Here is a 26167-nt window from a genome sequence, read left to right as displayed (position 1 = left end):
GAAAAGGCTGTCCTAAGGGTATGCGCGATGGAAAGTGGACTGACAGTAGATCAGCGGCACACCTATCAACAAAATGTGTTTGTGGCGGCTGTAAGGACATCTGACACCGACGAGGGGACCGCCGCACAGCAGCAACTCGAAGCGATCGCTTTCTTTGCATCCGGTGCCAACAGGTCAAATGGCCGCCGGATCGGGCTGACGGTCAGAACTGCCATCCTAGGAGTAAAGGATGCTGTGCCGGGGCGGGATTATGCGATGCTGGTGCGCGGTGTGGACGTTTGACGCGGGTGGATCAACGCGCCGGGATCGCGCAGTCTTTTCGCCGTGCCCGATCTGGCGTTGTATGATCGTACCGTGGCGGATCAATCTGTCACACTTGCTGCAGGGTCGATGGGCGAGCTGTCCATGTACGGCGCAACAGAAAAAGGGAGAGCGAGCCAATGACAGATGCAAATCCAAAGGTGTCTTTCACTCAGATGAAGGACGGCACCAAGGAAGAATACCTGCTGTTGCATGAATTGGAGAAACCCTATTTGGGCCTGACCGCTGATCGGGTTCTGGAGGAGCTGCGTCGCCAGGGCGAGGCGACGCTAGAGGGGTATCAGATCACCCGACTGGAACATGGCTTGCAATCGGCCAGCCGGGCCGAGGCGGAAGGCGCCGACATCGACTGGATCGTTGGAGCGCTCCTGCATGACATTGGTGATGGGCTGGCCCCGCAGAACCATGACCGTTTTTCCGCCGAGGTGATCCGCCCCTTTGTCCGCTGGGAGGTGGCCTGGACGGTGGAGCATCACGGGATTTTTCAGATGGTCTACTACGCGCATCATTACGGCTGGGACAAAGATGCCCGTGACCGGTTCAGGGATCACCCCTGTTTCGACACCTGCGCGGCATTTTGTGAACGTTGGGATCAGGCATCCTTTGATCCGGAATATCCGTCAAAATCCTTAGAACATTTTGAGCCAATGGTGCGCGAGGTGTTCGCCCGAAAGGCCTACGATCCTGCCGTGATCCGTGAGGACGAGGTGATCGGGCTTTAGGCTCTGCGTCTTAGGTCAAATTGACTATCGGCGGCATGACGTCACAATTGGACAAGGTCATTTTGGCCGATTTCTGCAAAATGCCGCTTTTGGTATTTTGCCCGCTTCAATGGCGTGTTTACTGTGCCTGCGTTCGGGGCCGAACGATGTGGGGAAAGGCAAACATAGATGTCGGATTTATGGGGCGGGTTGTCCCAGGCTTTCTATATGCTTGTCTCGCTGGATGCGGACCTGGTTGAGATCACGTTGCGGTCACTTCAGGTGACGCTGACGGCCCTGGTGATTGCATCGCTGATCGCATTGCCATTGGGCGCCTTGCTGGCCGTGCGCCGGTTTCGGATACGGCGACTGACCATTGCGGTACTGAATGCGTTAATGGGGCTGCCGCCTGTGGTGGTCGGTCTGATTGTCTATATCATGCTCAGCCGCTCTGGCCCGTTTGGGGTTTTTGGCCTGCTGTTCACGCCCACGGCCATGATCATTGCGCAGGTGATCATCATTGTGCCGCTGATTGCCTCCATCGCGCATCAAGCCCTTCGCGAATTGTGGTCGGATTACCATGACCTGCTGATTTCAATGAATACGACCCACACCCAGCGGATAATGACCCTCCTATGGGATGGGCGGCGGGCCTTGCTGACGGCGGCATTGGCAGGCTTTGGCCGGGCCATCGGTGAGGTCGGCGCGATCATGGTGGTGGGCGGCAATATCGACCACCACACACGGGTCTTGACCACGGCAATTGCACTGGAAACCGGCAAGGGCGATTTTGCGCTGGCCCTCGCCCTTGGTTTTGTCCTGATCGCAATGGCGATTGCCGTCAATCTGGTGATCCACTGGTTGACCCAGACCGAGAAGGAGGGCCGCTGGTGAGTGCAATGTTCCCTCTGATTGTTGAAGGCGCGGTGACCCGGCGTGGCGGGAAAGTGCTGGTTGGCCCTGTTGACCTGCGTCTTGAGGCCGAAGGCATCACCGTGGTGATCGGGCCCAACGGGGCCGGCAAAACCTCGCTCCTGCGATTGCTGCACGGGATTGCCCGGATCTCTGCGGGCCGGGTGACATGGACCTGTGACGAGAGTGAGGCGCGGCGCAGACAGGCGTTTGTGTTCCAGACCCCGGTGATGCTGCGCCGGTCAGTGCGGGACAATCTGGCCTATCCCCTGCGTCTGACGGGTGTGGACCGCAAGACCGCGCGGGCACAGGCCGAACTCTGGGCACAGAAAGTCGGCCTTGGTGATGCCCTGACGCGTCCGGCGACCGCCCTGTCGGGAGGGGAGCGGCAGAAGCTGGCGTTAGGCCGTGCTTTGATCCGCTCGCCCGATGTGCTGTTTCTGGATGAACCCTGCGCCTCCCTCGATGGGCGGGCGATGCGCGACGTTGAGGCCATTTTGCAATCTGCTGCCGCCGCAGGCACGCGGTTGGTCATGTCCACCCATGACATGGGCCAAGCGCGGCGTTTGGCCAGCGAAGTGGTGTTCCTTCTGGGCGGCAAGATCCATGATCGCGGTCCCGCAGAAACGTTCTTTGACACCCCCAATACCGCGCAGGCCCGCGCGTTTCTAAAAGGAGATATTGTAGAATGAAGACCCTGATGATGGCGGCTGTGACCACATTGGCGATGACCGGCGCGGCATGGGCCGATGACATCAAGATGGCGGTCACGACCTCCTTTCACAACTCCGGCCTGTCGGACATTCTGGTGCCTGCGATCAAGCGCGATCTGGACCTTGAGGTGCAGCTGCTGGTGGTGGGCACGGGCCAGGCGCTCAAGCTTGGCGCGGCGGGGGATGTTGATGCCATCCTGGTACATTCCCGCAAGGCTGAAGAGAAATTTCTGGCTGCTGGCAATGGCACCCACCGGCGCGAGATCATGTATAACGACTTTGTCTTTATCGGCCCGAAATCGGATACGGCGAGTGCGGGTAGCGCTGCATCCGCAGCAGAGGCGCTTTCGATGATAGCAAATGCCAAGGCCCCTTTTGTCAGCCGCGGTGACGACAGTGGCACTCACAAAAAGGAACTGAGCCTTTGGAACGCAGCAGGCCTTGATCCGGCGACGTTCGGGGGGTGGTACAAGGCCGTGGGTGCAGGCATGGGCGCTGCGCTGAACACGGCAGCGGGGATGGACGCCTATATCATGTCGGACAGGGCCAGCTGGCTCAACTTCGGCAATAAGGCTGATCTGGCGCTGATCTTTGCGGGCGACCCGGTACTGTTCAACCAATATGCCTATCTGCCCGTGAACCCGGAAAAACATGCCCATGTGAAGCATGATCTGGCGCTTAAGTTGGAGGGGTGGCTGGTGTCAGACACCGCAAAGACGCTGATCAATGATTACAAGATCAACGGCGAAACACTTTTCGTATTCAACGCGATGCAATGACGGTCCGGCACCCGGGTTGAACTTGCAAAAAAGCGAGAAGCGCGACCGGGTGTTGCGCTTCTTTTACCCCTCAAGATCCCCATGTACCGCAAATTGCTCAAGCCCTGCGCCCTGGGGCTCGATCACTCGGTAGGCTTCGCGCACGCCCGAAGGCGTCAGTTCACGCGCAACCGTCAGCAGGGTGTTGGCGTCATGCCCGTCACATAGATCCAGCATCTGGCGAATTTCCTCTGCGGCCACGGGGTGGGCGGCAGCGGCATCCGGGGCGCCGTAGTATGTGACAAAATGCTGGGCGAGCAGATCAGTGAGCGTTTCAATCTCTGCCGCCTCAACCTGCGTCACCGCGACAAACGTCACCCGGCCCGAGGTTTCCAAACCAAACCATCCGTTTGCAAAGGCCTGCCGCGCCTTGCCGGACAGATCGGCCTCCGACCAGTCTGAAAATTCAAAACCACCCGAGATACACCATTCGCCCGTCCGGGCGGCATTGGCGTAGACACGGGTATCGCTTTCGTCAAAATGAATGGCGCGGGCCAGTTGCATCACAGATCCTCCAACAGGGTGGTGAGCGGGATGAGGGTTGTATCGCCCTTGTGCCTCAGCAGCATACCAAAGCGCTCATCGACGCCGAGAAAGCTACCTGTTTGGCCGTTTTGGGTGATCTCTTCGCCCATGCCATGCACCAAACCGCGCCATTCCCCATGCACAGGTTTGACGCCTTCTTCGTCCCAGCGGGCGATCCAGTTCAGCGTGTGCCGCGCCCAACTTTCCAGTAGCCTTGGCGCCTCCACATCTGAGCAGCCTTCGGCATATAGGGCGGTCTGATCCGGGGTGTGGCCGGTTTCATCGTTGTTAGGCCAAAGCGGCAGGGAAAGCCCGACAACCAGCCAATCGGGCACTTCGCCCGGTGCTTTCGTACCGGCGGCGACACGCAACTGGCCGCATTTCGCACCGTTGATCCGCAGACCGCCGCCCCATTCCAGATGTACGGCAACCTCCGGCGGGGCCAGCGCCCCAAGCGCGTTTTGAAAGCCAACGCCGCAGACCGGCAACATCGCCAAAGCATCCTGCAGGGGCACTTCGGGGGCAAATACAATGGCCGCCCTCAAGCTATCGGGTGACAGGTTGTACACCACCAGACCAGCGTCACAGCCTACCGCCGCTTGCAGACAGGCGGTGTGAAACGGATCTTCGCGCCCGGTGACGGCAAGACCGGACATTAATGGAGGGAAAATCACCTCGGTCATGCGATACCTTTGGCAATAAGCGCCTGCGCCACATCGACAAAGCCCTTGGCCTGCGCACTGTCCGGTGCGGAAACAACAATCGGCGCACCGCCGTCTGCGGCCAGCCGGATATCAAGATGCAGAGGGATTTCCGCCAGCAAGGGCACATTGAGCTTGGCCGCCTCGTTAGCAACGCCGCCATGTCCAAAGACATGCTCCTCATGTCCGCAGTTGGAACAGATATGCGTGGACATGTTTTCAATCATTCCCACAATCGGCACGTTCAATTGCTGGAACATATCAATGCCTTTGCGGGCGTCGATCAGGGCGACATCCTGCGGTGTCGAGACAATGATTGCGCCGTCCACCTGCGCCTTTTGGGCCAGGGTCATCTGCACGTCACCGGTGCCGGGTGGCAGATCCACAAGCAGCACATCCAAGGCGCCCCATTGCACCTGCATCATCATCTGTTGCAAAGCGCCCATCAACATTGGCCCGCGCCAGACCACCGCCTGATCGTCGTTGGTCATCAGACCAATCGACATCATCGTGACCCCGTGATTGCGCATCGGCAGAATGGTCTTGCCATCCGGGCTGGCGGGGCGGCCCGACACGCCCAACATGCGCGGCTGGCTTGGGCCGTAGACATCTGCATCCAAGAGGCCAACGCGTCGGCCCTGCGCGGCCAATGCGCAGGCCAGATTGGCCGAAACCGTGGATTTGCCTACGCCACCCTTACCGCTGGCAATGGCGATGATGTGGTTCACACCGGGGATTTTCTCGGGGCCCTTGGGTTCGGATTTGTGACCCAGTTTCAGATCAGGCGGTGCCGGTTGGGCGCTGTGTCCGGTTAGAACCACCGATAGGTTTTCAACACCTGCGACACCTTTGACCAATGCCTCGGCCTGATCGCGGGTCGGCCCATAGGCGTCAGCGCGGCTTGGATCAATCTCAAGCACAAAACGGACATTACCGCCATCGACGTTCAACGCCCGCACCACTCCGGCTGAGACAATGTCGCCCTTGCCGGTGGGATCTTCGATGGTTTTCAGGGCCTCAAGAACGGCCTCACGTGTCACGCTCAAGGGTCAGTCCTGACCTTTGATGGTGCCGGTCACGACATGTTCCATGTCCAGCCCGTCGATGGTGACGACGGCCCGCGCCGTGAATTCCTTGCCGCCGGTTTCAGCGCTGCGCATTGCCTCTTCGATGGCTTGCTGCGAGGTCACTCCGACCTGTTTGAGAAACTTGCGCATCGACATGTTGAAATCATCGCTCATCTTTTGCTCTTTCCTGTTGGTGTTGACGAAAGAAGTCAGGAGTTCCTAACATCTTATATGTTTTTACGCCTGCGTCATCTCGTTCCGGGTCTGGTTTCCATTGCCATATGGGCCGGACAAGCCGTTGCAGATGAAAGAAATTTTCGCCTCTATGCGCCGCCCGATCTGATCGAAAGCGGGCTGCTGAAATATCTGCTTCCACGGTTTTCTCTCAAAACGCAGGTAAGGATCGAACTGGTCGAAGATCCCGCGCAGGCCGAGGCCAGTTTTGGCCCGGAGGGCAATCCGGTCTTTGACGGGTTGGGGCAGCGCTGGCATTTTGCAGTGCCGGAAGGCGGCCACGCGGGGGCTGCGCGGTTTGGCGATTGGATTGACTCTGAGGTCGGACGCAGGACTGTGACAGGGTTTCAAATAGACGGTGCCGCCTTGTTCAGCCTGCCGACGCAGGCACAAGTCAGTGCTGAAACCGTGACCTATAACGGGGACGCCGTGGCGGGCCGCGTCAAGGCGCGGGGATTGTGTGGGCGCTGTCATGTGGTGGTTGCGGCGGACCGGATGAATGCCATCGGATCGACACCGTCCTTCTTTGCGCTGCGCAGCTTGGGAAATTGGGAAGACCGCTTTGCCGCGTTTTTTGCTCTTAACCCGCATCCCGCTTTCACGCAGGTTAAGGAGGTCACCGACCCTTTTCCGGTGGATCGCCCGTCGCCCATCGTTCCGGTCGCGATGACATTGGACGATCTGGAGGCAATCATCGCTTATGTTGCCGCGCTGGAGCCAGCCGATCTGGGGGCACCGCTTGATCATCAGTGATCCTTGCGCTTGCTGAGGTAGTCCGCCGTGGTTCTGGGTCGGGGTCGCTCAGCGCCTGCAAAGGGGCTGTTTTTGGCGTGATATTGCGCGTTGACCCTGCAATTGTCGCACATCTGGATCATCCGTGCGGCATCGCCGGTCTTGAACATGGAATGTTTGCCCGCCAGCTTTTCCGTAATTTTCTCGATGGTGGATTTCACACCAAACAGCGCACCACATTCAACGCAGGCAAAGGGTTCTTCCTCGTTCAGGATCACCTGTTCCAGGGCGCTGTTGTCCAAATTCATGCGTGGTTCATAGGTGATTGCGTCTTCGGGGCAGACATTGGCGCAGAGCCCGCATTGCAGGCATGCGTCCTCCTGAAAACGCAGTTGCGGCAGGTCGGGGTTGTCGCCCAACGCACCAGAAGGGCACAGCGAAATGCACGAGAGGCAAAGCGTGCAGGCATCAGTGTCCACCAAAACCGCGCCATAAGGGGCATCGTCCGGCAATGCGATCTGTGATGCATCCGGGTTCAACGCCTTGGCGGCGGTACGGGCAATTTGCCTCCGCGTGCCCATCGGGCGCTGGGGGGTTGCGTCGGTAGGGGTGGTTTGTGCCGCGAACAATTGATCGGACAAAACATCAGGGTCACTGGTGTCCAGCAGGGTGATCCGATCACCGCCCATGGCGCGGGCAAGGGCTGCTTCACCGATGATAACATCGCGGTCTGATTTCGGGGTGAGCAGGACAGTCACCTCTGAGAACCCTGCGGCCAATGCGGCCAGCATTTCAGCATGGCCAATGGTGGCGAGGGCGTCGACTTCCAGAGGGATCACATTGGCAGGCAGGCCGTTGCCGTATCGCGCGGCAAGGCGGATCATCTCGGCGCCGGTTTCATTCACAGTCAACAGGCGCGGATTTTGACCGCCCGCATCCAGATAGGCTTTGGCCAATGTTTGAATGCGGCGGAAGGTCAGATCTGCGGGCGGGGCGTCATAGCTGATCGCGCCGGAGGGACAAAGCGATGCGCAAGCGCCGCAGCCCGCGCAGATCAGCGGATCAACCGTCACATGGTCGCCATCCGGCGTGATCGCCCCGGTTGGGCAGACATCCAGACAGCGTGTGCAACCGGTCTGCTCCGCCCGCGAATGGGCGCAAAGCAGAGGTTCGGCCTTTATATAGAGGGGCTGCTCAAAGGTGCCGGTCAGATGCGATGCTTCGAGCACCGATGCGGCCACGTCCAATGGGTTGCCGGGGTCGGGGCGGAGATAACCCTCGCGTTTCTCATGGGCCGGAAACAGGGGTGTCTCACCGCGCAGATCCAGCAGGATATCGCATTGCGAACGCCCGCCATTTCGCGGATCAGAGAACACCATATCGCCGCGACCGGCAGGATCGGGAATTTGCAGCCCGTCGATGGTGACATCAAATTGTCCCAGCGATCCTTTTGCGGCTTTCAAGCGGCCCACAACAACATCGAAATTGCGGCTATCCAATCCATCGGGAGGGGTCGGCAACAGGACTGTCACGCTCAGATATTGGCAAAGCTGCGCGGCAATTTGCAGGGCCGTTTCGTCCCGCGCGAGGATCAGGCAAAGCCCCTCAGAAACGACATCAAGGGTCTTGGCGGTGGCGGCGGGTAAGGTCGCCTCGGCCACCAGCGCGGCCATTTTGGGTAGTTTTGGGGCGTCATCTGCGCTCCAACCTGCCCTGTCGCGCAGGTCTAGAGTGGCGGGGGCAGGAGCGTCCAGACTGTCTGCAAGCTCTGCAAAAAGAGCCGATTCTTGGGCACAGCAAAAAATTGCATCCCCGGTCGAGATCGCCTCTGCAGCAGCATTTGACTGGACCGTGCAGAGGGCGGAATGCACCTTTGAGCAGGGCAGGCCGGAGGCCGATGTGAGGCCCTCCGCGTCTATGGTTTGGGTGTTCGAGCAATTGCATAAAATCAATGATTTAGACATGTATTTGCCACCCCATTTCTTGCCTGTTTCGGGGCGCATTTTGCGTCCCGAAGCCAATCTAAGTAGGCATGATTCCTGTGGCCCGTAAACCGGCTTTTTGGTGGTGCCTCTGCCGGATCGGGGGCGAATCAGTTGGGATGATTCGGCGGTTCTGCGACGAGGTATATTTCCGATCATTTTGGTCGAGATAGACAATAAGTCCGAACCGGCCCTGTCCGACTTTTACAATTGCCCAAATTGTCCGCAATCTGATCAAAGCCTGTGCCAGCCCCAATTCGCGCTTTGTCCAAGAGCGACGTTAGGGCAGGCTTTACTGGCAATACGAAAACTCCGGGGCCAAGTGATCCACAATCCGCAACAGTATGAGACGATGCCGATGGGCGTTGTGCTGCGCCGCACACCGGGCGTGACCCGTTGGGCGAAGTGGTCATGGCGGGCTGTTGGTGTGTTGCCCGGCGCAGCAGAGGCCAATTGGGCCGCCCTGCGCAAGGATGGCGAGATCACCGAATTTCATGCCGCGACACTGATGCTTGAGCTGCATGGCGCTGAAACGGATGCATATCTGCACGGGCTCGCCGCGCAGGTGCCTTGTCTCTATGTGGTCATGCGCGAAACCGACGATGCGGCGCGGCCCTTTGATTTGGTTCTGATCACCGCCTCGCCCTATGAGGCGCAGGATTACGCGGACAACGGAGAGGACGTGGTCGAAAAGATCGCGATGCCCCCGATTGTGATCGGTTGGGTCGAAGCCTTCGCGCAGCGTTTCCACACCGAAGAGGTCTTCAAGAAACGGCGCCGCGACAAGAAAGATATCGGTCTTGTTGAAGACGGGATCGGCGATGTGCGGATTGCCCAGATGGCGGATGTTTACCGCGCCCCGAGCAAGGCCAAGAAGGAGCGCCTGCAATGAGCCGCAGTGATTTTTGGTCGCGGCGCAAGGCCGCGGTGGAGGCGGAAGCCGAAGGGGATGCACAAGCGCTGTTGCAAGCTGAGGCCGCGGGGCAGGGCGCCGCTTTGGCGGAAAAGACCGACGCAGAGATCCTTGAAGAGTTGGGCCTGCCTGACCCGGATACCTTGAGCGAAGGCGACGATTTCAAAGTCTTCCTGACCCAAAGTGTTCCTGCCCGCATTCGTGACCGTGCCCTGCGCCGCCTTTGGATCAGCAATCCGGTTTTGGCCAATGTCGATGGGCTGGTCGATTATGGTGAGGATTTCACCGATGCGTCTTTCCTGCTGGGCAATCTGCAGACGGCCTATCAGGTCGGCAAAGGCATGACAGCCCATGTTGAGGAACTGGCCCGCCAAGCGGAGGCAGAAAAAACCGCCGGCGAAGAGCCTGTGGCGCTTGAAGACGAAACCGAGACCGCACCTCAAGAGCCTGCGCAAGACACGATGCCAGAGGATGATCTGATCGCCGCAGCTGAGCCGCAGCCAAGTGCAACCGAAGAAACACACGAGCCTGAGTTGGCCGCCGCGCCCCGGCGGATGCGTTTTGTATTCGACACGCCCCAGCAGGTGTCTGCGTGACCAAGGAGACCGATATGACCGCCACCGCAGAGCAGATCACCATTGCGCCCGAAGACCGGCAGCGGGCCGATCTGTACAATTTCCTAGGTCTGCTTCTGGCCGGACCACCCAATGAGATGCTGCTGGAACAATGCGCCGATCTTGGCGGTGATGATGGCCCGCTTGGCACAGCAATCAATGCGCTGGCAAAGATCGCCAGGCTGTCCAAGCCCGCGCAGGTGGAACGCGAATTTAACAAGCTGTTCATCGGTTTGGGCCGGGGCGAGCTTTTGCCCTACGCAAGCTACTATTTGACCGGTTTTCTCAATGAAAAGCCACTGGCCAGCCTGCGACGCGATATGGCAGCGCGGGGGATGCGCCGTGCGCCAAATGTCTATGAGCCGGAGGACAACATCGCCTCCTTGATGGAGTTGATGGGCGCGATGATCGTTGGCCGTTTTGGCGCGCCCGCGCCGCTGGACGATCAAAAAGTGTTTTTTAACAGACACATCACCCCTTGGGCGGGGCATTTCTATTCGGATTTGGAAGCTGCAAAGAACTCGGTTTTCTATGCTGCGGTCGGCGCTGTTGGCCGGGTGTTCATGGAAATCGAGAGCGAAGGCTTTCGGATGAGCGCGGGCTAACCCCCGCATTTTTGGCGGGCAACCGTCACCCACCAGAGAGGAGGACTCTCATGACCAAGAAAAACGAGGAGGCAACAAGCCGACGCGATTTTCTCAAGCTGGCGGCGACCGGCGCACCTGCTGCGGCAGTTGCCGTTGTTGCCACCGGGGGCACGGCCGAGGCCGCGGAACCCGACCTGTCCTTGGAAAAGATGCAGGATACCGCGCACACCCGCGCCTACTACGACAGCGCCCGTTTCTGACCGGAACCGGACGATGTGAACTGCCACAGGCGACTGGTTGCGATTGGCCCGACTGCCTGCGGATTTCGTTAACCCAGCTCAGTCCAAAGATGGACAGCAAGGGAGGTTTAAATGCTTAGGAAAAAGACCAACGGGGTAGCGAGACGCCCCCAGCGGACAAGTATCCTGTCTGACGTCGCGGAGAAATCCGTCGACCGCCGTGCGTTCCTGCGCGGCAGCGGTCTGGCCATTGGTGGTCTTGCCGCAATCAGCGCCACCGGCGGTACGGTGACGCAAGCCAGCGCGGCATCCGCTGCGAGCGCGGCTGTTGAAACGATCAAATCGGTCTGCACCCATTGTTCGGTGGGCTGTACCGTTGTGGCCGAGGTGCAAAACGGTGTTTGGGTCGGGCAGGAGCCCGGCTGGGACAGCCCGTTCAACCTTGGTGCCCATTGCGCCAAGGGGGCGTCGGTGCGCGAACACGCGCACGGCGAACGCCGTCTGAAGTATCCGATGAAGAAAGAGGGCGGTGAGTGGAAGCGCATCAGCTGGGAACAGGCGATCAACGAGATCGGCGACGGCATGATGAACATCCGCGAAGAAAGCGGCCCTGACAGTGTCTATTGGCTGGGTTCGGCCAAGCACAGCAACGAACAGGCCTATTTGTTCCGCAAGTTTGCTGCCTATTGGGGCACCAACAACGTGGACCACCAGGCCCGGATCTGTCACTCGACCACAGTTGCCGGTGTTGCAAACACCTGGGGCTATGGCGCGATGACCAACTCCTACAATGACATCCACAATTCCAAGGCGATCTTCATTATCGGCGGCAACCCGGCCGAGGCGCATCCTGTCTCGCTGTTGCACGTGTTGAAAGCCAAGGAACAGAACAACGCGCCTCTGATCGTCTGCGATCCGCGGTTCACCCGCACGGCGGCCCATGCCGACGAATATGTGCGGTTCCGTCCCGGTACGGATGTGGCTCTGGTTTGGGGTATTCTCTATCACATCTTCGAAAACGGTTGGGAGGACAAAGAGTTCATCCGCACCCGTGTCTGGGGCATGGACCAGATCCGCGAGGAAGTGGCCAAATGGAACCCCGAAGAGGTCGAGCGTGTCACGGGCGCGCCGGGTTCTCAGCTGCGCCGCGTGGCGCGGACCATGGTCAACAATCGCCCCGGCACTGTGATCTGGTGCATGGGCGGCACGCAGCACACCAATGGCAACAACAACACCCGTGCCTATTGCATCCTTCAGCTGGCGCTGGGGAACATGGGCACAAGCGGTGGCGGCACCAACATCTTCCGCGGCCACGACAACGTACAGGGTGCGACCGACCTTGGTGTTCTGTCCCATACCCTGCCGGGTTACTACGGACTTTCCAAAGGGGCCTGGGCGCATTGGGCGCGGGTCTGGGAGGAAGATCCCGAATGGCTGGCCGGTCAGTTCGACAAGATCACTGGCGCAGATGGCAAGGACAAGAGCCTGCAAAATCTCAAGGGCATTCCGGTCTCGCGCTGGATTGACGGCGTCCTTGAGGACGAAGGCAACATGGACCAGCCCAACAAGGTGCGGGCCATGGTTCTGTGGGGCCACGCCCCGAACAGCCAGACGCGCGGTCCCGAGATGAAGACAGCGATGGAAAAGCTGGATATGCTGGTCGTGATTGACCCCTATCCAACGGTTTCTGCTGTTTTGCATGATCGCACGGACGGTGTTTACCTGTTGCCTGCTGCAACCCAGTTTGAAACGCGTGGCTCGGTCACCGCATCAAACCGGTCGTTCCAGTGGCGCGACAAGGTTGTGGACCCGCTGTTCGAATCCAAAACCGACCATGAGATCATAGGCCTGTTCGCCAAGAAGTTCGGCTGGTCCGATCGTTTCTTCCGCAATATCGAAATGGAAGACGATGTGACTCCCAATGTCGAAAGTGTCACGCGCGAGTTTAACCGCGGTCTTTGGACCATCGGTTACACCGGACAAAGCCCGGAACGGCTCAAGATGCACATGGCAAATCAGCATACCTTTGACCGCACCACCTTGCAGGCCATCGGTGGTCCGGCAGATGGCGATTACTATGGTCTGCCATGGCCGTGTTGGGGCACCGCCGAGATGAACCATCCCGGCACGCCGAACCTGTATGACATGTCCAAACCCGTGTCTGAGGGCGGTCTGACATTCCGCGCCCGCTTTGGTGTGGAACGCGATGGCGATAACCTTCTGGCCGAAGGGGTCTACAGCAAGAACTCGGAAATTCAGGACGGCTATCCCGAATTCACGATGCAGATGCTGATGGATCTGGGCTGGGACAGTGATCTGACGGATGATGAACGCGCTGCCATTGACGCGGTGGCCGGTCCCAAGACCAACTGGAAAACCGACCTTTCGGGCGGGATTCAGCGGGTCGCGATCAAGCATGAATGTGCGCCCTTCGGGAATGCCAAGGCGCGTGCGGTTGTGTGGACCTTCCCCGATCCGGTGCCATTGCACCGCGAGCCGCTCTATACGCCGCGGCGCGATCTGGTGGCGGATTATCCGACCTATGAGGATCGTCAGGACTACCGCCTGCCGACGCTCTATGCCTCGATCCAGAAAAACGACTTTTCCAAGGAGTATCCGATTGTCCTCACCTCCGGCCGTTTGGTCGAATATGAGGGCGGGGGCGAGGAAAGCCGTTCCAATCCCTGGCTGGCCGAGCTTCAGCAAGACATGTTTGTCGAGATCAACCCGCGTGATGCCAACAACATCGGGCTGCGGGATGGCGCACAGGTCTGGGTCGAAGGGCCAGAGGGCGGCAAGGTCAAGGTTATGGCGATGGTCACAGAGCGGGTCGGTGAAGGCGTTGCCTTTATGCCGTTCCACTTTGGCGGACATTTCCAGGGTCAGGATCTGCGGGACAAATACCCCGACGGTGCAGACCCCTATGTCCTGGGTGAAAGTTCAAACACAGCCCAGACCTATGGCTATGATTCCGTAACGCAAATGCAAGAGACCAAGACCACTCTTTGCAAAATCAGCGCAGCATAAGGAGAACGAGAAATGGCAAGAGCTAAGTTCCTCTGTGACGCCGAACGCTGCATTGAATGCAACGCCTGTGTCACCGCCTGTAAGAACGAGCATGAGGTGCCCTGGGGGATCAACCGCCGCCGCGTGGTGACCCTCAATGACGGCAAACCGGGCGAACGTTCGCTGTCGGTGGCCTGTATGCATTGTTCGGACGCACCATGTATGGCCGTCTGTCCGGTGGATTGCTTCTACCAGAACGAAGAAGGCGTCGTGTTGCATTCCAAAGATCTGTGCATCGGTTGCGGCTATTGCTTCTATGCGTGCCCGTTTGGCGCGCCGCAGTATCCGCAGGCGGGCAACTTTGGCAGCCGTGGCAAGATGGACAAATGTACCTTCTGCGCGGGTGGTCCCGAAGAGACCCACTCCACCGCCGAATTCGCCAAATACGGCCGCAACCGGATCGCAGAGGGCAAATTGCCGATCTGCGCCGAGATGTGTTCGACCAAGGCGCTTTTGGCTGGGGACGGCGATGTTGTGTCAGCGATCTACCGTGAGCGCGTTGTCGCACGCGGCTTTGGCTCGGGTGCATGGGGCTGGGGCACGGCCTATGACCAAAAGGGTGGCTAAGCCGCTCCTTTGGTTTTGAACCAACAGGGTGGCCCGTGGTCTTGTTACCTGCCGGGCCACCCGACCTTGATTTTAACCCTTTCAGATTTGGGAGGTGGGCCCATGCTTCGCGTGGCACTCGCACTCGTCCTTTCCCTGATGCTTGGCCTGACGGCGCAAGCACAGACAACCCCTGACCGCAGCGCCACCGGCGGGGCACAGACCCTTGCCGATATTCTGGCCCGTCAACGTGGCGAGCCTGTGGATGACAGCGCAATGCGCAGCGATACGGGCAATCCGGCGGATGTCGCGGGCGCGGCGCAGCTTGGCCCGATCGGGGGCACCTCTGATCCAGAGGTCTGGCGGGCGATCCGCTATGGCTCTGCCGAGACCCGCGTGTCTGCGGGTGGTGAGGTGGCCAGCGTTCTGGTGCAGGATGGCGGCATGAAATGGCTGAGCTGGCGCGACGGGCCACTGCGGACCTACGGCGGCTGGCTTTTGATCGGCACGCTGGGGGCGCTGGTGCTGTTCTATCTGCTGCGCGGTCGCATCCGCATCGACGAAGAGATGACAGGCCGCACAGTGACCCGGTTCAAGGCGATTGAACGCTTTGGTCACTGGTTGCTGGCGGGATCGTTTGTCCTGCTGGGGCTGACCGGGCTGGTGTCCCTCTTCGGGCGGGTCTTTATCGCGCCCTATCTGGGCCGAGAGGTGAATGCGACCTTGCTGAACGCATCGAAATGGATTCACAACAACGTGGCTTGGGCGTTCATTATCGGGCTAGTGATGATCTTTGTGATGTGGGTGGTTCACAACATCCCGAACCGGACTGACCTTGTTTGGCTGCGTCAGTTTGGCGGCATCATCGGCAAGAACCATCCGCCGGCGAAGAAGTTCAACGCCGGACAGAAGTTGATCTTTTGGTCGGTGATCCTGTTCGGTACATCCATCGCCGTTTCGGGTGTGTCGCTTCTGTTTCCCTATGAGCTGCCGCTGTTTGCCAAGACCTTTGCCATTCTCAACGATCTTGGGTTGCCAGGGTTGGTCGGTATGGAGCCCTTGCCCGTGATGTTGTCACCGCAGGAAGAGATGCAGTTTGCCCAAGGTTGGCACGCGATCATGGCATTTGTTCTGATGGCGATCATTCTGGCGCATATCTATATCGGCTCGGTCGGGATGGAGGGCGCCTATGACGCCATGGGCAGCGGCGAGGTGGATGAAGCCTGGGCGCATCAGCACCATTCGATCTGGTTGGATGAGATGAAAGAGGCGGGCAAAGATGGCCCGCAAAAGGCCCATCCGGCAGAATAGGCGATGCGGCTTTTTGCGACGATGTCTTTGATTGTGACGCTTTGCGCTGGCGCGGCCTTGGCGCAAAGCTTTACCACGCTCAAGGGGCACGGCGGCCCGATTATGGGGCTGGCCGTATCCAGCAGGGGGCAAGTCGCCACCGCCAGTTTCGACAATTCTGTGGGCCTTTGGGACGGACGCACTCCGCAATGGCTGGAGGGGCATGAGGCGGCGGTGAACGCAGTTGTATTCCTGCCAGACGGGGGGGTGGTCTCGGCCGGGGATGACTTTACGGTGCGGCTTTGGGAGGGCGCGCAGAGCCGGATCATCGGACAGCACAAAGGCAAAGTGACTGCTCTGGCAATTGCGCCCGATGGAGGGCTCATTGCCTCGGCCAGTTGGGACGGGACCATTGGCCTTTGGCCGCTGGCAGAGGGCAGTGGTAGTGTCATGAAATTGCGCGACAGCGGTGTGAACGATATCGTGTTCGGGGATGGTGGCGACAGCCTGTTTGCTGCGACCACGAAGGGCGAAGTGCTGTTGTTTGACCTGACAAAAGACGCACAGCCGCGGCCATTGGTGAAACACGGATTTGGCGTGAATGAGCTGGCGCTGGGGCCGCAGGGCCGCTGGCTGGCTTACGGCGCGGTGGACGGCGGCACGCGCATTCTGGATACAGTCACCGGCGTAGCTTTGGCTGACTTTACCCTGGACCGAAAGCCGATCCTGTCCATGGTGTATCATGACGGTGCTGGCTTGTTGGCGGTGGGTGACGGGCAGGGCTACATCATGCTGGTGGACACCCGATCCTGGCGCATCCGACAGGATTTTCGTGCCACGCGGCAAGGCCCGATCTGGGCGCTGGCGTTTTCACCGGATGGGGCGATGGTCTGGGCGGGCGGGCTTGATGACCTGGCCTATGGCTGGCCGATTGCTTTGATGGACCAGTTTGATCCTGCGATTGGGCAGGAGCGATCCTTTCTCAAAGAGGCCAGCGAGATGACCAATGGAGAGCGGCAATTCATGCGTAAATGTTCGATCTGCCACGCGCTTGACGCCGGTGCCTCGCGCAAGGCCGGTCCGACCCTGTACGGGGTCTTTGGCCGCACTGCGGGCCGCCTGCCGGGCTATCCCTATTCGCCAACGCTGGCAGGATCGGATATCGTTTGGACAGATGCGACAATCGACCAATTGTTCGATCTGGGACCAGATCACTATATCCCCGGGTCGAAAATGCCGATGCAGGTCATTGCCGCGCCGCAGGACCGGCGGGATTTGATAGAGTTTCTAAAGATCCATTCCCAGACAAAGGAGACAAAGCCATGAAAGCGATGTTCACCAGTTTCGCCGCCATCATTGTTATTGCGGTTGTTGCCAGCTTCGGGCTGGAAAGGGCGGGATTTTCGTCTGAAGAAGTCAACGCGGGCCCGTCCGTGAGATTGGGCAAAGGCAGCCAATGAAACCTGCCGCACCGGACGAATACGGCGAAAGCCTAGCCCATGCTTCGATCCTTGTGATCGACGATGAGCCTGGCATGCGCAACTTTCTGATGAAGATCCTCAAGCCGCGTTGCAAACGGGTGGAGCAAGCGGCCTCAACCGTCGAGGCTACTGCGCTGCTGGATCGCAGTTTCTTCGATCTGGTGATCCTCGACAATATCATGCCGGGGAAAACCGGGCTGGACTGGGTGCGCGAGCAACGCAATGTCGGGCTGTTTTCCGATACGATCCTGATCACCGCCTATGCGGATCTGGAAACCGCGATCAAAGCGGTGCGGACAGGTGTCGCAGACTTTGTACTCAAGCCGTTTCGCGCCAATCAGATCCTCAATGCCGCCGCACGGGCGCTGGACCGCCAGAATCTGCGGCGCGAGAATTTCCTGCTCAAACACGAGCTTGCTGGCGAAGGCAGCCATGCGCGGGGGCGGCTTTTGGGCAATTCTGCCGCAATCAGCGAAGTGCGCGATATTCTGGAACGGCTTGCTCCATTGCCAACCTCGGTCTTGTTTACGGGCGCCACCGGCACGGGCAAAGAGGTGGCCGCGCGGACCTTGCATTCGCTGTCAGACCGGGCCGACAAACCCTTTGTTGCGGTGAATTGCGCGGTGATTTCTCCTGACCGGATTGCGCAGGAACTGTTTGGTTTGGTCGACAATCAGGACCGCCGCAGTGATGGGCTGTTCCTGCATGCCGAGGGTGGGACGCTTTTCCTTGATGAGGTGGTGCAAATGCCCGAACAGGTGCAGGCCGCCTTGTTGCGGGTGCTGGAAGAACAGCGCATTCGCCCTGTCGGGGCAGAGCGGGAAATTCCGCTGAACCTGCGGTTCCTGTTCGCCACCAACGCCGATCTGGATCAGGCCGTCGCCGAAGGGCGGTTCCGGGCCGATCTCTATCACCGTATCAACGTGATGAAGGTCGAGATGCCCCCCTTGCGTGACCGCGCAGGCGATATATCGGAACTTGCGGCGCTGTTCTTGCGGCAATTTTCCAAGACGCTGGGTCTGCCCGCGATTGAGCTTGACGAAGAAACCTTGCTGAAATTTGCCCGCTACGATTGGCCCGGAAACGTGCGGGAATTGCGCAATCTGATTGAACGTTCGGTGATCCTTGGCACCTTTCCGGACAAGTTCGCCGGGGGGGGGCAGATCACCGGAACCCGTGCCATTGAATCGCTTGATCTGGTGATGCAACGGCACATCATGCACATACTGGATGAATGCGATGGCAACCGGGCAGAGGCCGCGCGGCGGCTGGGCGTTTCGCGCAAGACCGTGGATCGCAAATGCGCGGCTTGGGGTGTCTGATTGTCAAAAACTGTCTGGCGCTTCGGGCAGCCAGATTGAAAAGGCCGCGCCCCGCTTGCGCCGGTTGCGCACCCGGATCAGACCACCCGCCCGCTGAATCAATGTCTGGCTGATAGACAGACCCAGCCCGGTGCCTTCTGCCAGTTTGGTCGTAAAAAACGGATCAAACAGGGTATTGAGATTCTCATCCGGAATGCCCGGCCCGGTATCGGCAATTTGCAGGCATGTTCCGGCCTTGCCTTCAAGTTCCTCTGGAAACAGAGAAACAGTCAGCCTGCCATCCTGCTCCATCGCCTGTACCGCATTCACCAGCAGGTTCACGATCACCTGCTGCAACTCCCCCTCGTCAATCCGGACGGGAGGGGCGGGCGCAAGGTCAGTTTCAACCGTGATCTGGGTGTTGGATAACGTGTGGCCAATCAGAACAAGGCTGTCTTCGGTGACGCGGCCAATGTCCACAGTTTCCTCAGAGCTGCTGAATTCACTGGGGCGGGCAAATTGCAACAGCTTGCCAACGATGGCCCCGATCCGCTGCACCTGTCGGTCGATCAGGGACAGTTCGGTTGCCACCTCTTCGGCGCGGGTGTCGAGGGTTTGGCGGATCACGTCAACGTTGCCTTGGATCACCGCAACGGGGTTGTTGATCTCATGGGCGACACCTGCGGTGATCTCGCCAATCGAGGCCAGCTTCTCTGACATGACCAGTTGTTTGAAGGTCTCTTCCAGCTTGTAATTGGCTTCTTTTAGCTCCGCTGTGCGATCTTCAACCCGTTCATTCAGCTCATCCGCCCAAGATCGCAACGCCTGATCCCGCTCCTGTACCTGATCGAGCAGGGTATCGAGGTGGCTGGCGACAAGGCCAATTTCATCGTTTGACCCCACATCGCCATTGCGGGCATTCAGATCACCCTTCTCCACACGGGTCATGGTCTGGATCATGCGTTCGAGCGGCGAAAAGATGCCTTTGGCCATGCGCAGAAAAAACGGGATCGACACCGCAAGCAGCAGCAGAAACGCGATAAACAGCGCCAGATAGGCTTGTTGTTTTGCGGCGACAAAGGGCGCTTCGAGAAACCCGACATAAAGCATGCCGACACGTTCACCAAAGCTGTCGGAGATGGGCAGGTATCCCGAGATGTACCAATCATTCACCACAAAGGCGCGGTCGAGCCATGTTTTGCCGTCATCCAGCACTTTGCCGCGCACGACGGCAGAAACCCGGGTGCCCAGGGCGCGGACATCCTCGAACAGGCGCACGTTGGTCGAGACCCGGACATCCTCAAGAAACAGGGTCGCCGTGCCTTGCCGGTCGCCCCCCGTGGCAGCGTTGAGATAGACCAGCGCGTTGATCGTATCGATGAACCCCAGATTGCGGTTCAACAGGATGCCGCCCACCAGAACACCGCGATTGCCGCCTTGGCCCACGGGGCTAGCGGTGTGAACCACCATGCCGCGGTCTTCGACCGTGCGGGTGGTGGGTACGGCAGCTTGGGTCTCGATCAAGGGGACGCGGGCCCGCGTGGCCAGATCGCCGGGCAGGGCAGCGAGATCGGCGGCTGAGAAAATGTCGATGGCGGTGGCTGGCCGCCCGCGTTTGGCCGATGCGATCACAGGCCATTGATGTGCTGGTCCGGCGGTCTGATCAGGTGGGAGGTAATACAGAAAATCCAGTTGATACGCCCGCTGCTTGGCCTTCAGAAAGGTTGCCAATTCGGCCCGGTTTTGATCCAGCTCTGCGAGAAACTCGGCGGATTCGGTGATCCCCGTCATGTGGGTTCCGGTGCCATCCAGGATGCGGCCCAGATATTGCTCTGCGATCCGCAAATCACTGGCGACATTGGCAATTAGGATGTTGTCATATTCCGATGTCCAACGGTTCATGCCCAATAGCAGCATCAGCGGCATCAACACGACCATCGGCAACAAGGCCAAGGTCAAAAGGCGCAGCCGGACGGACTTCAACAGTGCGTACTGATTGGAAAACGGATCATGGCAAAACCCTACTTTGCCGATGCAGCCGATGCAATTTGTGTCATTTTTGCCAAAGTACTTTTCGACAAGTCAAATACCTTTTTCGTGAAATATTATTTTGTGGTACCGTTGAGGTAGTATCAGCCAACTTCGGCGAAACCGGAAAGTTGGGACATGTTTTGAGGTCTATGTATGTGGTGCACGGCAAGTTAAAAAGTCAGGTACGATCAAAGCGAAGTTCAGTTTTTTGGCGTCAACAAAAGGCAAGCGCTCTTGCCATAGGTCTTTGCGCGTTTTTTGGGAATGACGGCGCAATGGCTCAAGAAGCCGAAGTTTCGGCGCCAAAGACCGCACCGATAGCCGCATCCGCAAGCGACACGGCAAACGGCGCAGCACGCCAAACCCTCCCGATTGATTGCGGCGAAAACTCAACCACCATTGAACGTCAGGTGAAAAACCCAATGCGAATGGAGGTCGTCGATCCGACCAAGGCAGATTGGGCGGAGTACGAGCGCCGCGTTCTGGAGCAGTTCAATACAGACGGCGCATCCAAGCAAAAGACCGCGCCACCGGAGCCGGAGACGATAACAGAAACCACCGAGGGCTGCGCACTGGATGAGTGGGACGCTGAGCGGATGGCACCGGGTCTGGACCCCGAAAACGAGATAATGGTCACATACACCGGCAAAGTTACCAACCGGACCCAGGAAGGCCAAGGCACGGAGAACCAATCCGAAAGTGCAGGCGGGCGCAACCAAAAGGCCGGTGAAACCCTGCCAAGCGCCAAGGATATTTCACTCATGAAATCCATAGAGGATTTCTTGCAATCCGCGGTTTTTCGGTACGGGCTTGTCGCTGTTTTGGGCATTGCGCTGGTTTTGGTGTCAAAAACGCTGTTCCAACTGGCTTTGGGGTTCTTCTTTCGCCGGAGAAATTGCAGAATTGAGGCGGTCTTGTTGACAATCAATGACGAGTTTCCCGGGACTATCCTGATCTTGGGCAAGCTGGGTTGCCGATTTGCTGCTGATGATTTTGGCAAGATCGACCGGCTATTGGACACGCCCGACTTTGTCGATTTTTCGATCTCAATCGGGGGAAATGTGCGGCCAGTGTTCATCAATCGCACGCATGGCGCCGCATTCGCAGCCTTTTTCGTCGACCCACTCAAACGAAAAGAACAAGCCGAGATACTGCAACTTTCAACGATCAAGCCTCAGTTTGCCAGTTGGAAACCGGCAAAGAACGGCGGCAGGGGCGGGGTAAAGACGGTAAGGGCGAGGCTGGCGCGGCTGCAAGAAATGCGCGAGGAGGAACTTGCCCGCAAGGCAACGTCCTAACCGAACGGCTTAGCTCAGTGGATCGTCTATCAACGGGTCCGGCTTGGCCAATGAGGCCAGATCATCGGCATCTGCGATATGAACACTGGTTCCATTCACGGTCACACCATAAGGCTTGAGCGCCTTGATCGCGCGGGACAGGTTTTCCGGCGTCATACCCATTTGTGATGCGATTTTGCGTTTTTCGATGTTCAGCTCGAAAGTGCCGTTGCCGTTGCCATTACCATTGGCGCGGTTGTGATGCTTAAGAAGGTAGTTCGCCAGGCGTTCGATCGACGTGCGCAGTTTGAGATCTTTGCTGTTTTTGACGACCCCGCGATAACATTGGGCCAGTTCGGTCACCAAGGCACGCGAAAATCCGTTGTCGATATCGTAGATCTGCCGCACGTCCGTAGATGGCAGCAAGACAATGCGGCTTTTCTCCAAGGTGCGGGCTGACATCAGGTACGGCGCATCTTTGATCGTTGCTGCAAGGATGAAGGTCGAAACCGGTCTGACAATGGCCATTGTGGATTCGCGGCCATTCCAGGTGGCAAACAGCTCAACCGCTCCAGAAATGATCACATGCAGAAAATCGCTTGGCTCACCTTCTGAAATCAGCTCGATCTGCGGCGGGAAGTTCTGGACGTAGGAACCGCGCATAAGCGATTCAAAATTGTCGTCGGCCATCTCGGCAAAGATCGGCAATGCCCGAATATTCGTGGTTTCCGACTCATTCATGCTCAATGTTCACCCAAGCGAAGTTCGGACAGTTATCATATGTCTGCTTGATATATGTCAAACCAATTTGGGAAATTCTTTGATCTCTGGATTTGCGCGCCTCAAACCCGCAGATGACAAATTTCTGAGAAAGCCTTGTTTTGGCCCAATTTCTTAAAGACTTGATCCAGATCAAAACCGGCCAACTTGAAACGGCACAGGTTCCTCCAAAAGCAGCTCAGGACGGCCAATACGGGCCTGTCTGGGGATCGGAAGGAGAGACCAATGGAGCTTCAGAACAAGGCCACAAGTCTTTGGGGCAATTTCTTTAACGTAAAGATGGTGCAGATCAGAACGTTCCACATGACGTGGTTTGCGTTCTTCTCGTGCTTCTTTGCATGGTTTGGTATCGCGCCGCTGATGTCTGTTGTGCGCGATGAGTTGCAGCTGACAAAGGATCAGATCGGCTGGGCCATCATTGGCTCGGTGTCCGCAACCATCTTTGCGCGGCTGTTCATCGGCTGGCTCTGTGATCGGATCGGGCCAAGGAAATCCTACACATGGTTGCTGATCCTCGGGTCGCTGCCCGTAATGGGGATTGGCCTGGCGCAATCCTTTGAGACCTTTTTGCTGTTCCGGGTTCTGATCGGCTGTATCGGTGCATCCTTTGTAATCACCCAATACCACACATCCGTTATGTTCGCGCCCAACGTGGTCGGACAGGCCAACGCCACTTCGGCGGGCTGGGGGAACCTAGGCGGTGGTGTGACACAGTTTGTGATGCCGCTGTTGTTCTCGGTGTTCGTCGTTGGCTTTGGCTTTTCCGAGGCTGTCGGCTGGCGTGCGTCGATGATGGTTGTTGGCTCGATCATCTTTGTCACCGGGATCGCGTATTACTTCCTCACTCAGGATGCCCCTGACGGCAACTTTGATGAGCTCCGTGCGCAAGGCCGCATGGGTGAGAAAAAGAAAGTCACCGGCAACTATATGGCCGCATTGGCTGACCCGCGCGTTTGGGTTCTGTTTGTCATCTACGGTGCCTGCTTCGGGATCGAGTTGACCGTCAACAACGTCGCCGCGCTGTACTTCATGGATTACTTTGACCTGACCCTTGTCACCGCCGGTCTGGTGGCCGCGTCCTTTGGTCTTATGAACATGTTTGCGCGGACCCTTGGCGGGATCTTCGGTGACAACTTCGGTTCGCTCTGGGGCCTGCGTGGCCGCGCGTTCTGGCTGTTCGTCTGTATCTTCTGTGAAGGTCTGGCGCTGATGTTGTTCAGCCAGATGAGCGTTCTGTTCCTGGCTCTGCCTGCGCTGATTGTTTTCTCGCTGTTCACCCAGATGGCCGAAGGGGCGACCTATTCGGTGGTGCCATTCATCAACAAGAAGGCACTGGGCGCTGTGGCCGGTGTTGTGGGCGCGGGCGGTAACGCCGGTGCGGTTCTGGCGGGTTTCCTGTTCAAGAACACAATCGACTGGTCCGAAGCGTTCTTCATCCTTGGCATTATCGTGACCTGCGCATCCTTCATGGCTTTCTTTGTCCGGTTCTCGACCCGGCAGGAAGATGAAGAACGGGCCAACTTTGCCGCCGCCAATATCGAAACTCTGCGCGCCCGTGCCGCCAAGGCCAATGCCGCGCTGGAAGAAGGCATTCAGGCCATTGCCCGCAAGGACGGGCAGGCACCTGCAGCCGATTAATCACTGAACACGGCGGGCCAGGATCGGCCCGCCATCACGCTCATCTTGGAGGTATCAAGTGGGACAAGATCTAAGAAACTGGAACATTGAGGACGAAGGCTATTGGTCCTCTACCGGCAAGGCGATTGCCACACGCAACCTGTGGATTTCGATCCCCAGCCTGCTCTGCGGCTTCGCGGTCTGGCTGTACTGGGGCATCATCACCGTTCAGATGATCAACCTCGGCTTTGCCTTTGACCAGTCGCAGCTGTTCACGCTGGGCGCCATTGCCGGTCTGACCGGTGCGACCCTGCGCATTCCGTCAACATTCTTCATCCGTATCGCGGGCGGCAAGAACACCATCGTTTTCACCACAGCATTGCTGATGATCCCCGCTGCGGGTGCGGGTATTGCACTGCAAGACCCTGACACGCCGCTGTGGTATTTCCAGATTCTCGCCTTCCTGTCGGGTATCGGTGGCGGTAATTTCTCGTCCTCGATGTCCAACATCAGCTTCTTCTATCCGAAGAAAAAGCTGGGCTATGCGCTGGGCATGAACGCCGGTCTGGGCAACTTTGGTGTGACCACCATGCAAATCCTCATCCCGCTGGTAATGACGGTTGGTATCTTTGGTGGCGAAAGCCGCACGCTGGTCAACACATCCGGCACGCTGATCGGCAAGATTCCTGCCGGCACAGAGACCTATATCCACAACGCGGGCCTGATCTGGCTGGTGTTCCTGATCCCGTTGGCCATCATCGGCTGGATGGGCATGAACAACATCCGAGACGAACATGTCTCGCCTGACATCCCCAACCCGCTTGGTGGCTTTGCCATCATCACCGGTATGCTGTTGCTGGGCCTTGGCGCCGCTGCATTCGGCCTTTGGCTGCTGCTGCCGCAAACCGAAGGTGGGTTGCCAACATCAGGTATGGGCGTGTCCAAATGGATCGTGCTGCCCATCGTCATCGCTCTGACCGTCGGTCTGTTGAAGTTGATCCCCGGTGCCGTTGGCCAGAACCTGACACGTCAGTATCGGATATTTGGCAACAAGCACACTTGGGCCATGACCGTGATCTACACAATGACCTTCGGTTCGTTCATCGGCTTCTCGGCCGCACTGGCGCTGACCATCAAGGTGGTCTTTGGTTTCAGCCACATCGAAGTGGACGGGCTGATGACCCACGACACCGTGAACCCCAATGGCCCCTCGGCCCTGATGTTTGCATGGATGGGGCCGTTCATCGGCGCACTGATCCGTCCGATCGGTGGTATCTGGGCTGACAAGGCCGGTGGCGCGAAAGTGACGCAGATCATCTCGATCGTCATGGTCGCATCTGCCCTGGGCGTCGCTTACTTCATCCAGGCGGCCTACAACTCGGCCACGCCGGAACAGTACTTCTACCCGTTCCTGGGCCTGTTCCTGATCCTGTTCGCCGCCACCGGCATCGGCAACGGATCGACCTTCCGGACAATCGGTGTGGTGTTCGACAAAGAGCAGGCTGGCCCTGCACTGGGTTGGACGGCTGCTGTGGCTGCCTACGGTGCCTTCATCATCCCCAAAGTCTTTGGTGAGCAGTTGAAGGCCGGCACCCCCGAACTGGCGCTTTACGGTTTCGCGATCTTCTACGCGGTCTGCATCGTCATCAACTGGTGGTTCTACCTGCGCCCCGGCGCCTATGTCAAAAACCCATAATTCCACGCCATTGACGGCCTGCG

General features: G+C 58.5%; 26 protein-coding genes. 19 read left to right on the top strand and 7 right to left on the bottom strand.

Going from position 1 to position 26167, the window contains the following annotated elements:
* Positions 1-27 precede the first annotated feature (27 nt).
* From JNX03_RS10325 to JNX03_RS10305, 5 genes are all read left to right on the top strand, one after another.
* Complete coding sequence (locus JNX03_RS10325) at positions 28-282, top strand: hypothetical protein (protein ID WP_203208986.1); 255 nt, start codon at positions 28-30, stop codon at positions 280-282.
* Between the two features lie 158 nt (positions 283-440).
* Positions 441-1043, top strand: a complete 603-nt coding sequence (locus tag JNX03_RS10320) for an HD domain-containing protein (RefSeq protein WP_231024249.1) — start codon at positions 441-443, stop codon at positions 1041-1043.
* Between the two features lie 168 nt (positions 1044-1211).
* Positions 1212-1916 carry an ABC transporter permease gene (locus JNX03_RS10315; RefSeq protein WP_203208985.1) on the top strand — a complete coding sequence of 235 codons (705 nt, stop codon included), beginning with the start codon at positions 1212-1214 and terminating at the stop codon, positions 1914-1916.
* Between the two features lie 5 nt (positions 1917-1921).
* Complete coding sequence (locus JNX03_RS10310) at positions 1922-2626, top strand: ATP-binding cassette domain-containing protein (RefSeq protein ID WP_203212216.1); 705 nt, start codon at positions 1922-1924, stop codon at positions 2624-2626.
* Entirely contained in the window at positions 2623-3426 is an 804-nt protein-coding gene (locus tag JNX03_RS10305; RefSeq protein WP_203208984.1) for a substrate-binding domain-containing protein, read from the top strand. Before JNX03_RS10310 ends, JNX03_RS10305 begins: the two co-directional genes overlap by 4 nt.
* 63 nt (positions 3427-3489) lie before the next feature.
* Here the strand turns inward: JNX03_RS10305 and JNX03_RS10300 are convergent, their stop codons facing one another.
* From JNX03_RS10300 to JNX03_RS10285, 4 genes are read right to left on the bottom strand one after another with little or no spacing between them, the layout of a single operon-like run.
* Positions 3490-3969: a DUF6505 family protein gene (locus JNX03_RS10300; RefSeq protein WP_203208983.1), complete on the bottom strand. Its 480-nt coding sequence runs from the start codon at positions 3967-3969 to the stop codon at positions 3490-3492.
* The gene (locus tag JNX03_RS10295) at positions 3969-4673 is read right to left on the bottom strand and encodes a biotin/lipoate--protein ligase family protein (protein WP_203208982.1); all 705 of its coding nucleotides are present in this window, start codon (positions 4671-4673) and stop codon (positions 3969-3971) included. Before JNX03_RS10295 ends, JNX03_RS10300 begins: the two co-directional genes overlap by 1 nt.
* A complete protein-coding gene (locus tag JNX03_RS10290) occupies positions 4670-5737 on the bottom strand; it encodes an Mrp/NBP35 family ATP-binding protein (protein WP_203208981.1) in 1068 nt (355 codons plus the stop codon). The genes JNX03_RS10295 and JNX03_RS10290 overlap by 4 nt, the downstream gene beginning before the upstream one ends.
* 3 nt (positions 5738-5740) lie before the next feature.
* Positions 5741-5932: a DUF6494 family protein gene (locus JNX03_RS10285; RefSeq protein ID WP_025048021.1), complete on the bottom strand. Its 192-nt coding sequence runs from the start codon at positions 5930-5932 to the stop codon at positions 5741-5743.
* Between the two features lie 57 nt (positions 5933-5989).
* Between JNX03_RS10285 and JNX03_RS10280 the strand changes: the two genes are divergently transcribed.
* Positions 5990-6745, top strand: coding sequence for a hypothetical protein (locus JNX03_RS10280; RefSeq protein ID WP_203208980.1), 756 nt, complete (start codon positions 5990-5992; stop codon positions 6743-6745).
* Here JNX03_RS10280 and JNX03_RS10275 read toward each other — a convergent pair.
* Positions 6739-8688, bottom strand: a complete 1950-nt coding sequence (locus JNX03_RS10275; RefSeq protein ID WP_203208979.1) for a 4Fe-4S binding protein — start codon at positions 8686-8688, stop codon at positions 6739-6741. The genes JNX03_RS10280 and JNX03_RS10275 overlap by 7 nt on opposite strands.
* A gap of 370 nt (positions 8689-9058) precedes the next feature.
* Between JNX03_RS10275 and JNX03_RS10270 the strand changes: the two genes are divergently transcribed.
* The 10 genes from JNX03_RS10270 (at position 9059) to JNX03_RS10225 (ending at position 18764) form a co-directional block, all read left to right on the top strand.
* The gene (locus tag JNX03_RS10270; RefSeq protein ID WP_203212215.1) at positions 9059-9598 is read left to right on the top strand and encodes a DUF3305 domain-containing protein; all 540 of its coding nucleotides are present in this window, start codon (positions 9059-9061) and stop codon (positions 9596-9598) included.
* The gene (locus JNX03_RS10265) at positions 9595-10215 is read left to right on the top strand and encodes a DUF3306 domain-containing protein (protein ID WP_203208978.1); all 621 of its coding nucleotides are present in this window, start codon (positions 9595-9597) and stop codon (positions 10213-10215) included. Before JNX03_RS10270 ends, JNX03_RS10265 begins: the two co-directional genes overlap by 4 nt.
* A 14-nt stretch (positions 10216-10229) precedes the next feature.
* A complete protein-coding gene (locus JNX03_RS10260; protein WP_203208977.1) occupies positions 10230-10838 on the top strand; it encodes a TorD/DmsD family molecular chaperone in 609 nt (202 codons plus the stop codon).
* A gap of 50 nt (positions 10839-10888) precedes the next feature.
* Positions 10889-11080 carry a twin-arginine translocation signal domain-containing protein gene (locus JNX03_RS10255; protein ID WP_203208976.1) on the top strand — a complete coding sequence of 64 codons (192 nt, stop codon included), beginning with the start codon at positions 10889-10891 and terminating at the stop codon, positions 11078-11080.
* 111 nt (positions 11081-11191) lie between these two features.
* A complete protein-coding gene (locus JNX03_RS10250) occupies positions 11192-14086 on the top strand; it encodes a formate dehydrogenase subunit alpha (RefSeq protein WP_203208975.1) in 2895 nt (964 codons plus the stop codon).
* 12 nt (positions 14087-14098) lie between these two features.
* Positions 14099-14692 carry a formate dehydrogenase FDH3 subunit beta gene (gene fdh3B / locus JNX03_RS10245; protein ID WP_203208974.1) on the top strand — a complete coding sequence of 198 codons (594 nt, stop codon included), beginning with the start codon at positions 14099-14101 and terminating at the stop codon, positions 14690-14692.
* Positions 14693-14794: 102 nt separating this feature from the next.
* Entirely contained in the window at positions 14795-15982 is a 1188-nt protein-coding gene (locus JNX03_RS10240) for a formate dehydrogenase subunit gamma (RefSeq protein WP_203208973.1), read from the top strand.
* Between the two features lie 3 nt (positions 15983-15985).
* On the top strand, positions 15986-17287 hold the full coding sequence (locus JNX03_RS10235) for a c-type cytochrome (RefSeq protein WP_203208972.1): 1302 nt from the start codon (positions 15986-15988) through the stop codon (positions 17285-17287).
* The gene (locus JNX03_RS10230; protein WP_203208971.1) at positions 17284-17421 is read left to right on the top strand and encodes a hypothetical protein; all 138 of its coding nucleotides are present in this window, start codon (positions 17284-17286) and stop codon (positions 17419-17421) included. Before JNX03_RS10235 ends, JNX03_RS10230 begins: the two co-directional genes overlap by 4 nt.
* Positions 17418-18764 carry a sigma-54-dependent transcriptional regulator gene (locus JNX03_RS10225; protein ID WP_203208970.1) on the top strand — a complete coding sequence of 449 codons (1347 nt, stop codon included), beginning with the start codon at positions 17418-17420 and terminating at the stop codon, positions 18762-18764. The genes JNX03_RS10230 and JNX03_RS10225 overlap by 4 nt, the downstream gene beginning before the upstream one ends.
* Before the next feature lie 3 nt (positions 18765-18767).
* Here JNX03_RS10225 and JNX03_RS10220 read toward each other — a convergent pair whose 3' ends face one another.
* Positions 18768-20726, bottom strand: a complete 1959-nt coding sequence (locus JNX03_RS10220; protein WP_203208969.1) for a sensor histidine kinase — start codon at positions 20724-20726, stop codon at positions 18768-18770.
* A gap of 2 nt (positions 20727-20728) precedes the next feature.
* On the opposite strand from JNX03_RS10220, the gene JNX03_RS10215 reads away from it, so the two are divergent.
* Positions 20729-22072, top strand: coding sequence for a hypothetical protein (locus tag JNX03_RS10215; protein ID WP_203208968.1), 1344 nt, complete (start codon positions 20729-20731; stop codon positions 22070-22072).
* Positions 22073-22081: 9 nt separating this feature from the next.
* On the opposite strand, the gene JNX03_RS10210 is transcribed toward JNX03_RS10215, so the two are convergent.
* Complete coding sequence (locus tag JNX03_RS10210; RefSeq protein ID WP_203208967.1) at positions 22082-22792, bottom strand: cyclic nucleotide-binding domain-containing protein; 711 nt, start codon at positions 22790-22792, stop codon at positions 22082-22084.
* A gap of 264 nt (positions 22793-23056) precedes the next feature.
* Here JNX03_RS10210 and JNX03_RS10205 point away from each other — a divergent pair, with 264 nt between their 5' ends.
* Both JNX03_RS10205 and JNX03_RS10200 read left to right on the top strand, forming a co-directional pair.
* Positions 23057-24469 carry an MFS transporter gene (locus tag JNX03_RS10205; RefSeq protein ID WP_203208966.1) on the top strand — a complete coding sequence of 471 codons (1413 nt, stop codon included), beginning with the start codon at positions 23057-23059 and terminating at the stop codon, positions 24467-24469.
* 58 nt (positions 24470-24527) lie between these two features.
* The gene (locus JNX03_RS10200; RefSeq protein WP_203208965.1) at positions 24528-26144 is read left to right on the top strand and encodes an MFS transporter; all 1617 of its coding nucleotides are present in this window, start codon (positions 24528-24530) and stop codon (positions 26142-26144) included.
* The last annotated feature ends 23 nt before the right edge of the window (positions 26145-26167 follow it).

This window comes from Sulfitobacter mediterraneus (genome assembly GCF_016801775.1).
GTDB classification, from domain to species: Bacteria; Pseudomonadota; Alphaproteobacteria; order Rhodobacterales; family Rhodobacteraceae; genus Sulfitobacter; species Sulfitobacter mediterraneus_A.
Note: the sequence above shows the minus strand (reverse complement) of the source record. Positions and strands in the feature narration are given on the sequence as shown.

Bases quoted from the DNA above. Each gene is read 5' to 3' on its own strand.
- JNX03_RS10240 (WP_203208973.1), top strand. From the start codon at position 14,795: ATGCTTCGCGTGGCACTCGCACTCGTCCTTTCCCTGATGCTTGGCCTG.
- JNX03_RS10225 (WP_203208970.1), top strand. From the start codon at position 17,418: ATGAAACCTGCCGCACCGGACGAATACGGCGAAAGCCTAGCCCATGCT.
- JNX03_RS10285 (WP_025048021.1), bottom strand. From the start codon at position 5,932: ATGAGCGATGATTTCAACATGTCGATGCGCAAGTTTCTCAAACAGGTC.
- JNX03_RS10235 (WP_203208972.1), top strand. From the start codon at position 15,986: ATGCGGCTTTTTGCGACGATGTCTTTGATTGTGACGCTTTGCGCTGGC.
- JNX03_RS10255 (WP_203208976.1), top strand. From the start codon at position 10,889: ATGACCAAGAAAAACGAGGAGGCAACAAGCCGACGCGATTTTCTCAAG.
- JNX03_RS10250 (WP_203208975.1), top strand. From the start codon at position 11,192: ATGCTTAGGAAAAAGACCAACGGGGTAGCGAGACGCCCCCAGCGGACA.
- JNX03_RS10230 (WP_203208971.1), top strand. From the start codon at position 17,284: ATGAAAGCGATGTTCACCAGTTTCGCCGCCATCATTGTTATTGCGGTT.
- JNX03_RS10295 (WP_203208982.1), bottom strand. From the start codon at position 4,673: ATGACCGAGGTGATTTTCCCTCCATTAATGTCCGGTCTTGCCGTCACC.
- JNX03_RS10270 (WP_203212215.1), top strand. From the start codon at position 9,059: ATGCCGATGGGCGTTGTGCTGCGCCGCACACCGGGCGTGACCCGTTGG.
- JNX03_RS10320 (WP_231024249.1), top strand. From the start codon at position 441: ATGACAGATGCAAATCCAAAGGTGTCTTTCACTCAGATGAAGGACGGC.
- JNX03_RS10260 (WP_203208977.1), top strand. From the start codon at position 10,230: ATGACCGCCACCGCAGAGCAGATCACCATTGCGCCCGAAGACCGGCAG.
- JNX03_RS10280 (WP_203208980.1), top strand. From the start codon at position 5,990: ATGTTTTTACGCCTGCGTCATCTCGTTCCGGGTCTGGTTTCCATTGCC.
- JNX03_RS10305 (WP_203208984.1), top strand. From the start codon at position 2,623: ATGAAGACCCTGATGATGGCGGCTGTGACCACATTGGCGATGACCGGC.
- JNX03_RS10205 (WP_203208966.1), top strand. From the start codon at position 23,057: ATGGAGCTTCAGAACAAGGCCACAAGTCTTTGGGGCAATTTCTTTAAC.
- JNX03_RS10310 (WP_203212216.1), top strand. From the start codon at position 1,922: ATGTTCCCTCTGATTGTTGAAGGCGCGGTGACCCGGCGTGGCGGGAAA.
- JNX03_RS10275 (WP_203208979.1), bottom strand. From the start codon at position 8,688: ATGTCTAAATCATTGATTTTATGCAATTGCTCGAACACCCAAACCATA.
- fdh3B (WP_203208974.1), top strand. From the start codon at position 14,099: ATGGCAAGAGCTAAGTTCCTCTGTGACGCCGAACGCTGCATTGAATGC.
- JNX03_RS10210 (WP_203208967.1), bottom strand. From the start codon at position 22,792: ATGAATGAGTCGGAAACCACGAATATTCGGGCATTGCCGATCTTTGCC.
- JNX03_RS10265 (WP_203208978.1), top strand. From the start codon at position 9,595: ATGAGCCGCAGTGATTTTTGGTCGCGGCGCAAGGCCGCGGTGGAGGCG.
- JNX03_RS10300 (WP_203208983.1), bottom strand. From the start codon at position 3,969: ATGCAACTGGCCCGCGCCATTCATTTTGACGAAAGCGATACCCGTGTC.
- JNX03_RS10315 (WP_203208985.1), top strand. From the start codon at position 1,212: ATGTCGGATTTATGGGGCGGGTTGTCCCAGGCTTTCTATATGCTTGTC.
- JNX03_RS10325 (WP_203208986.1), top strand. From the start codon at position 28: ATGGAAAGTGGACTGACAGTAGATCAGCGGCACACCTATCAACAAAAT.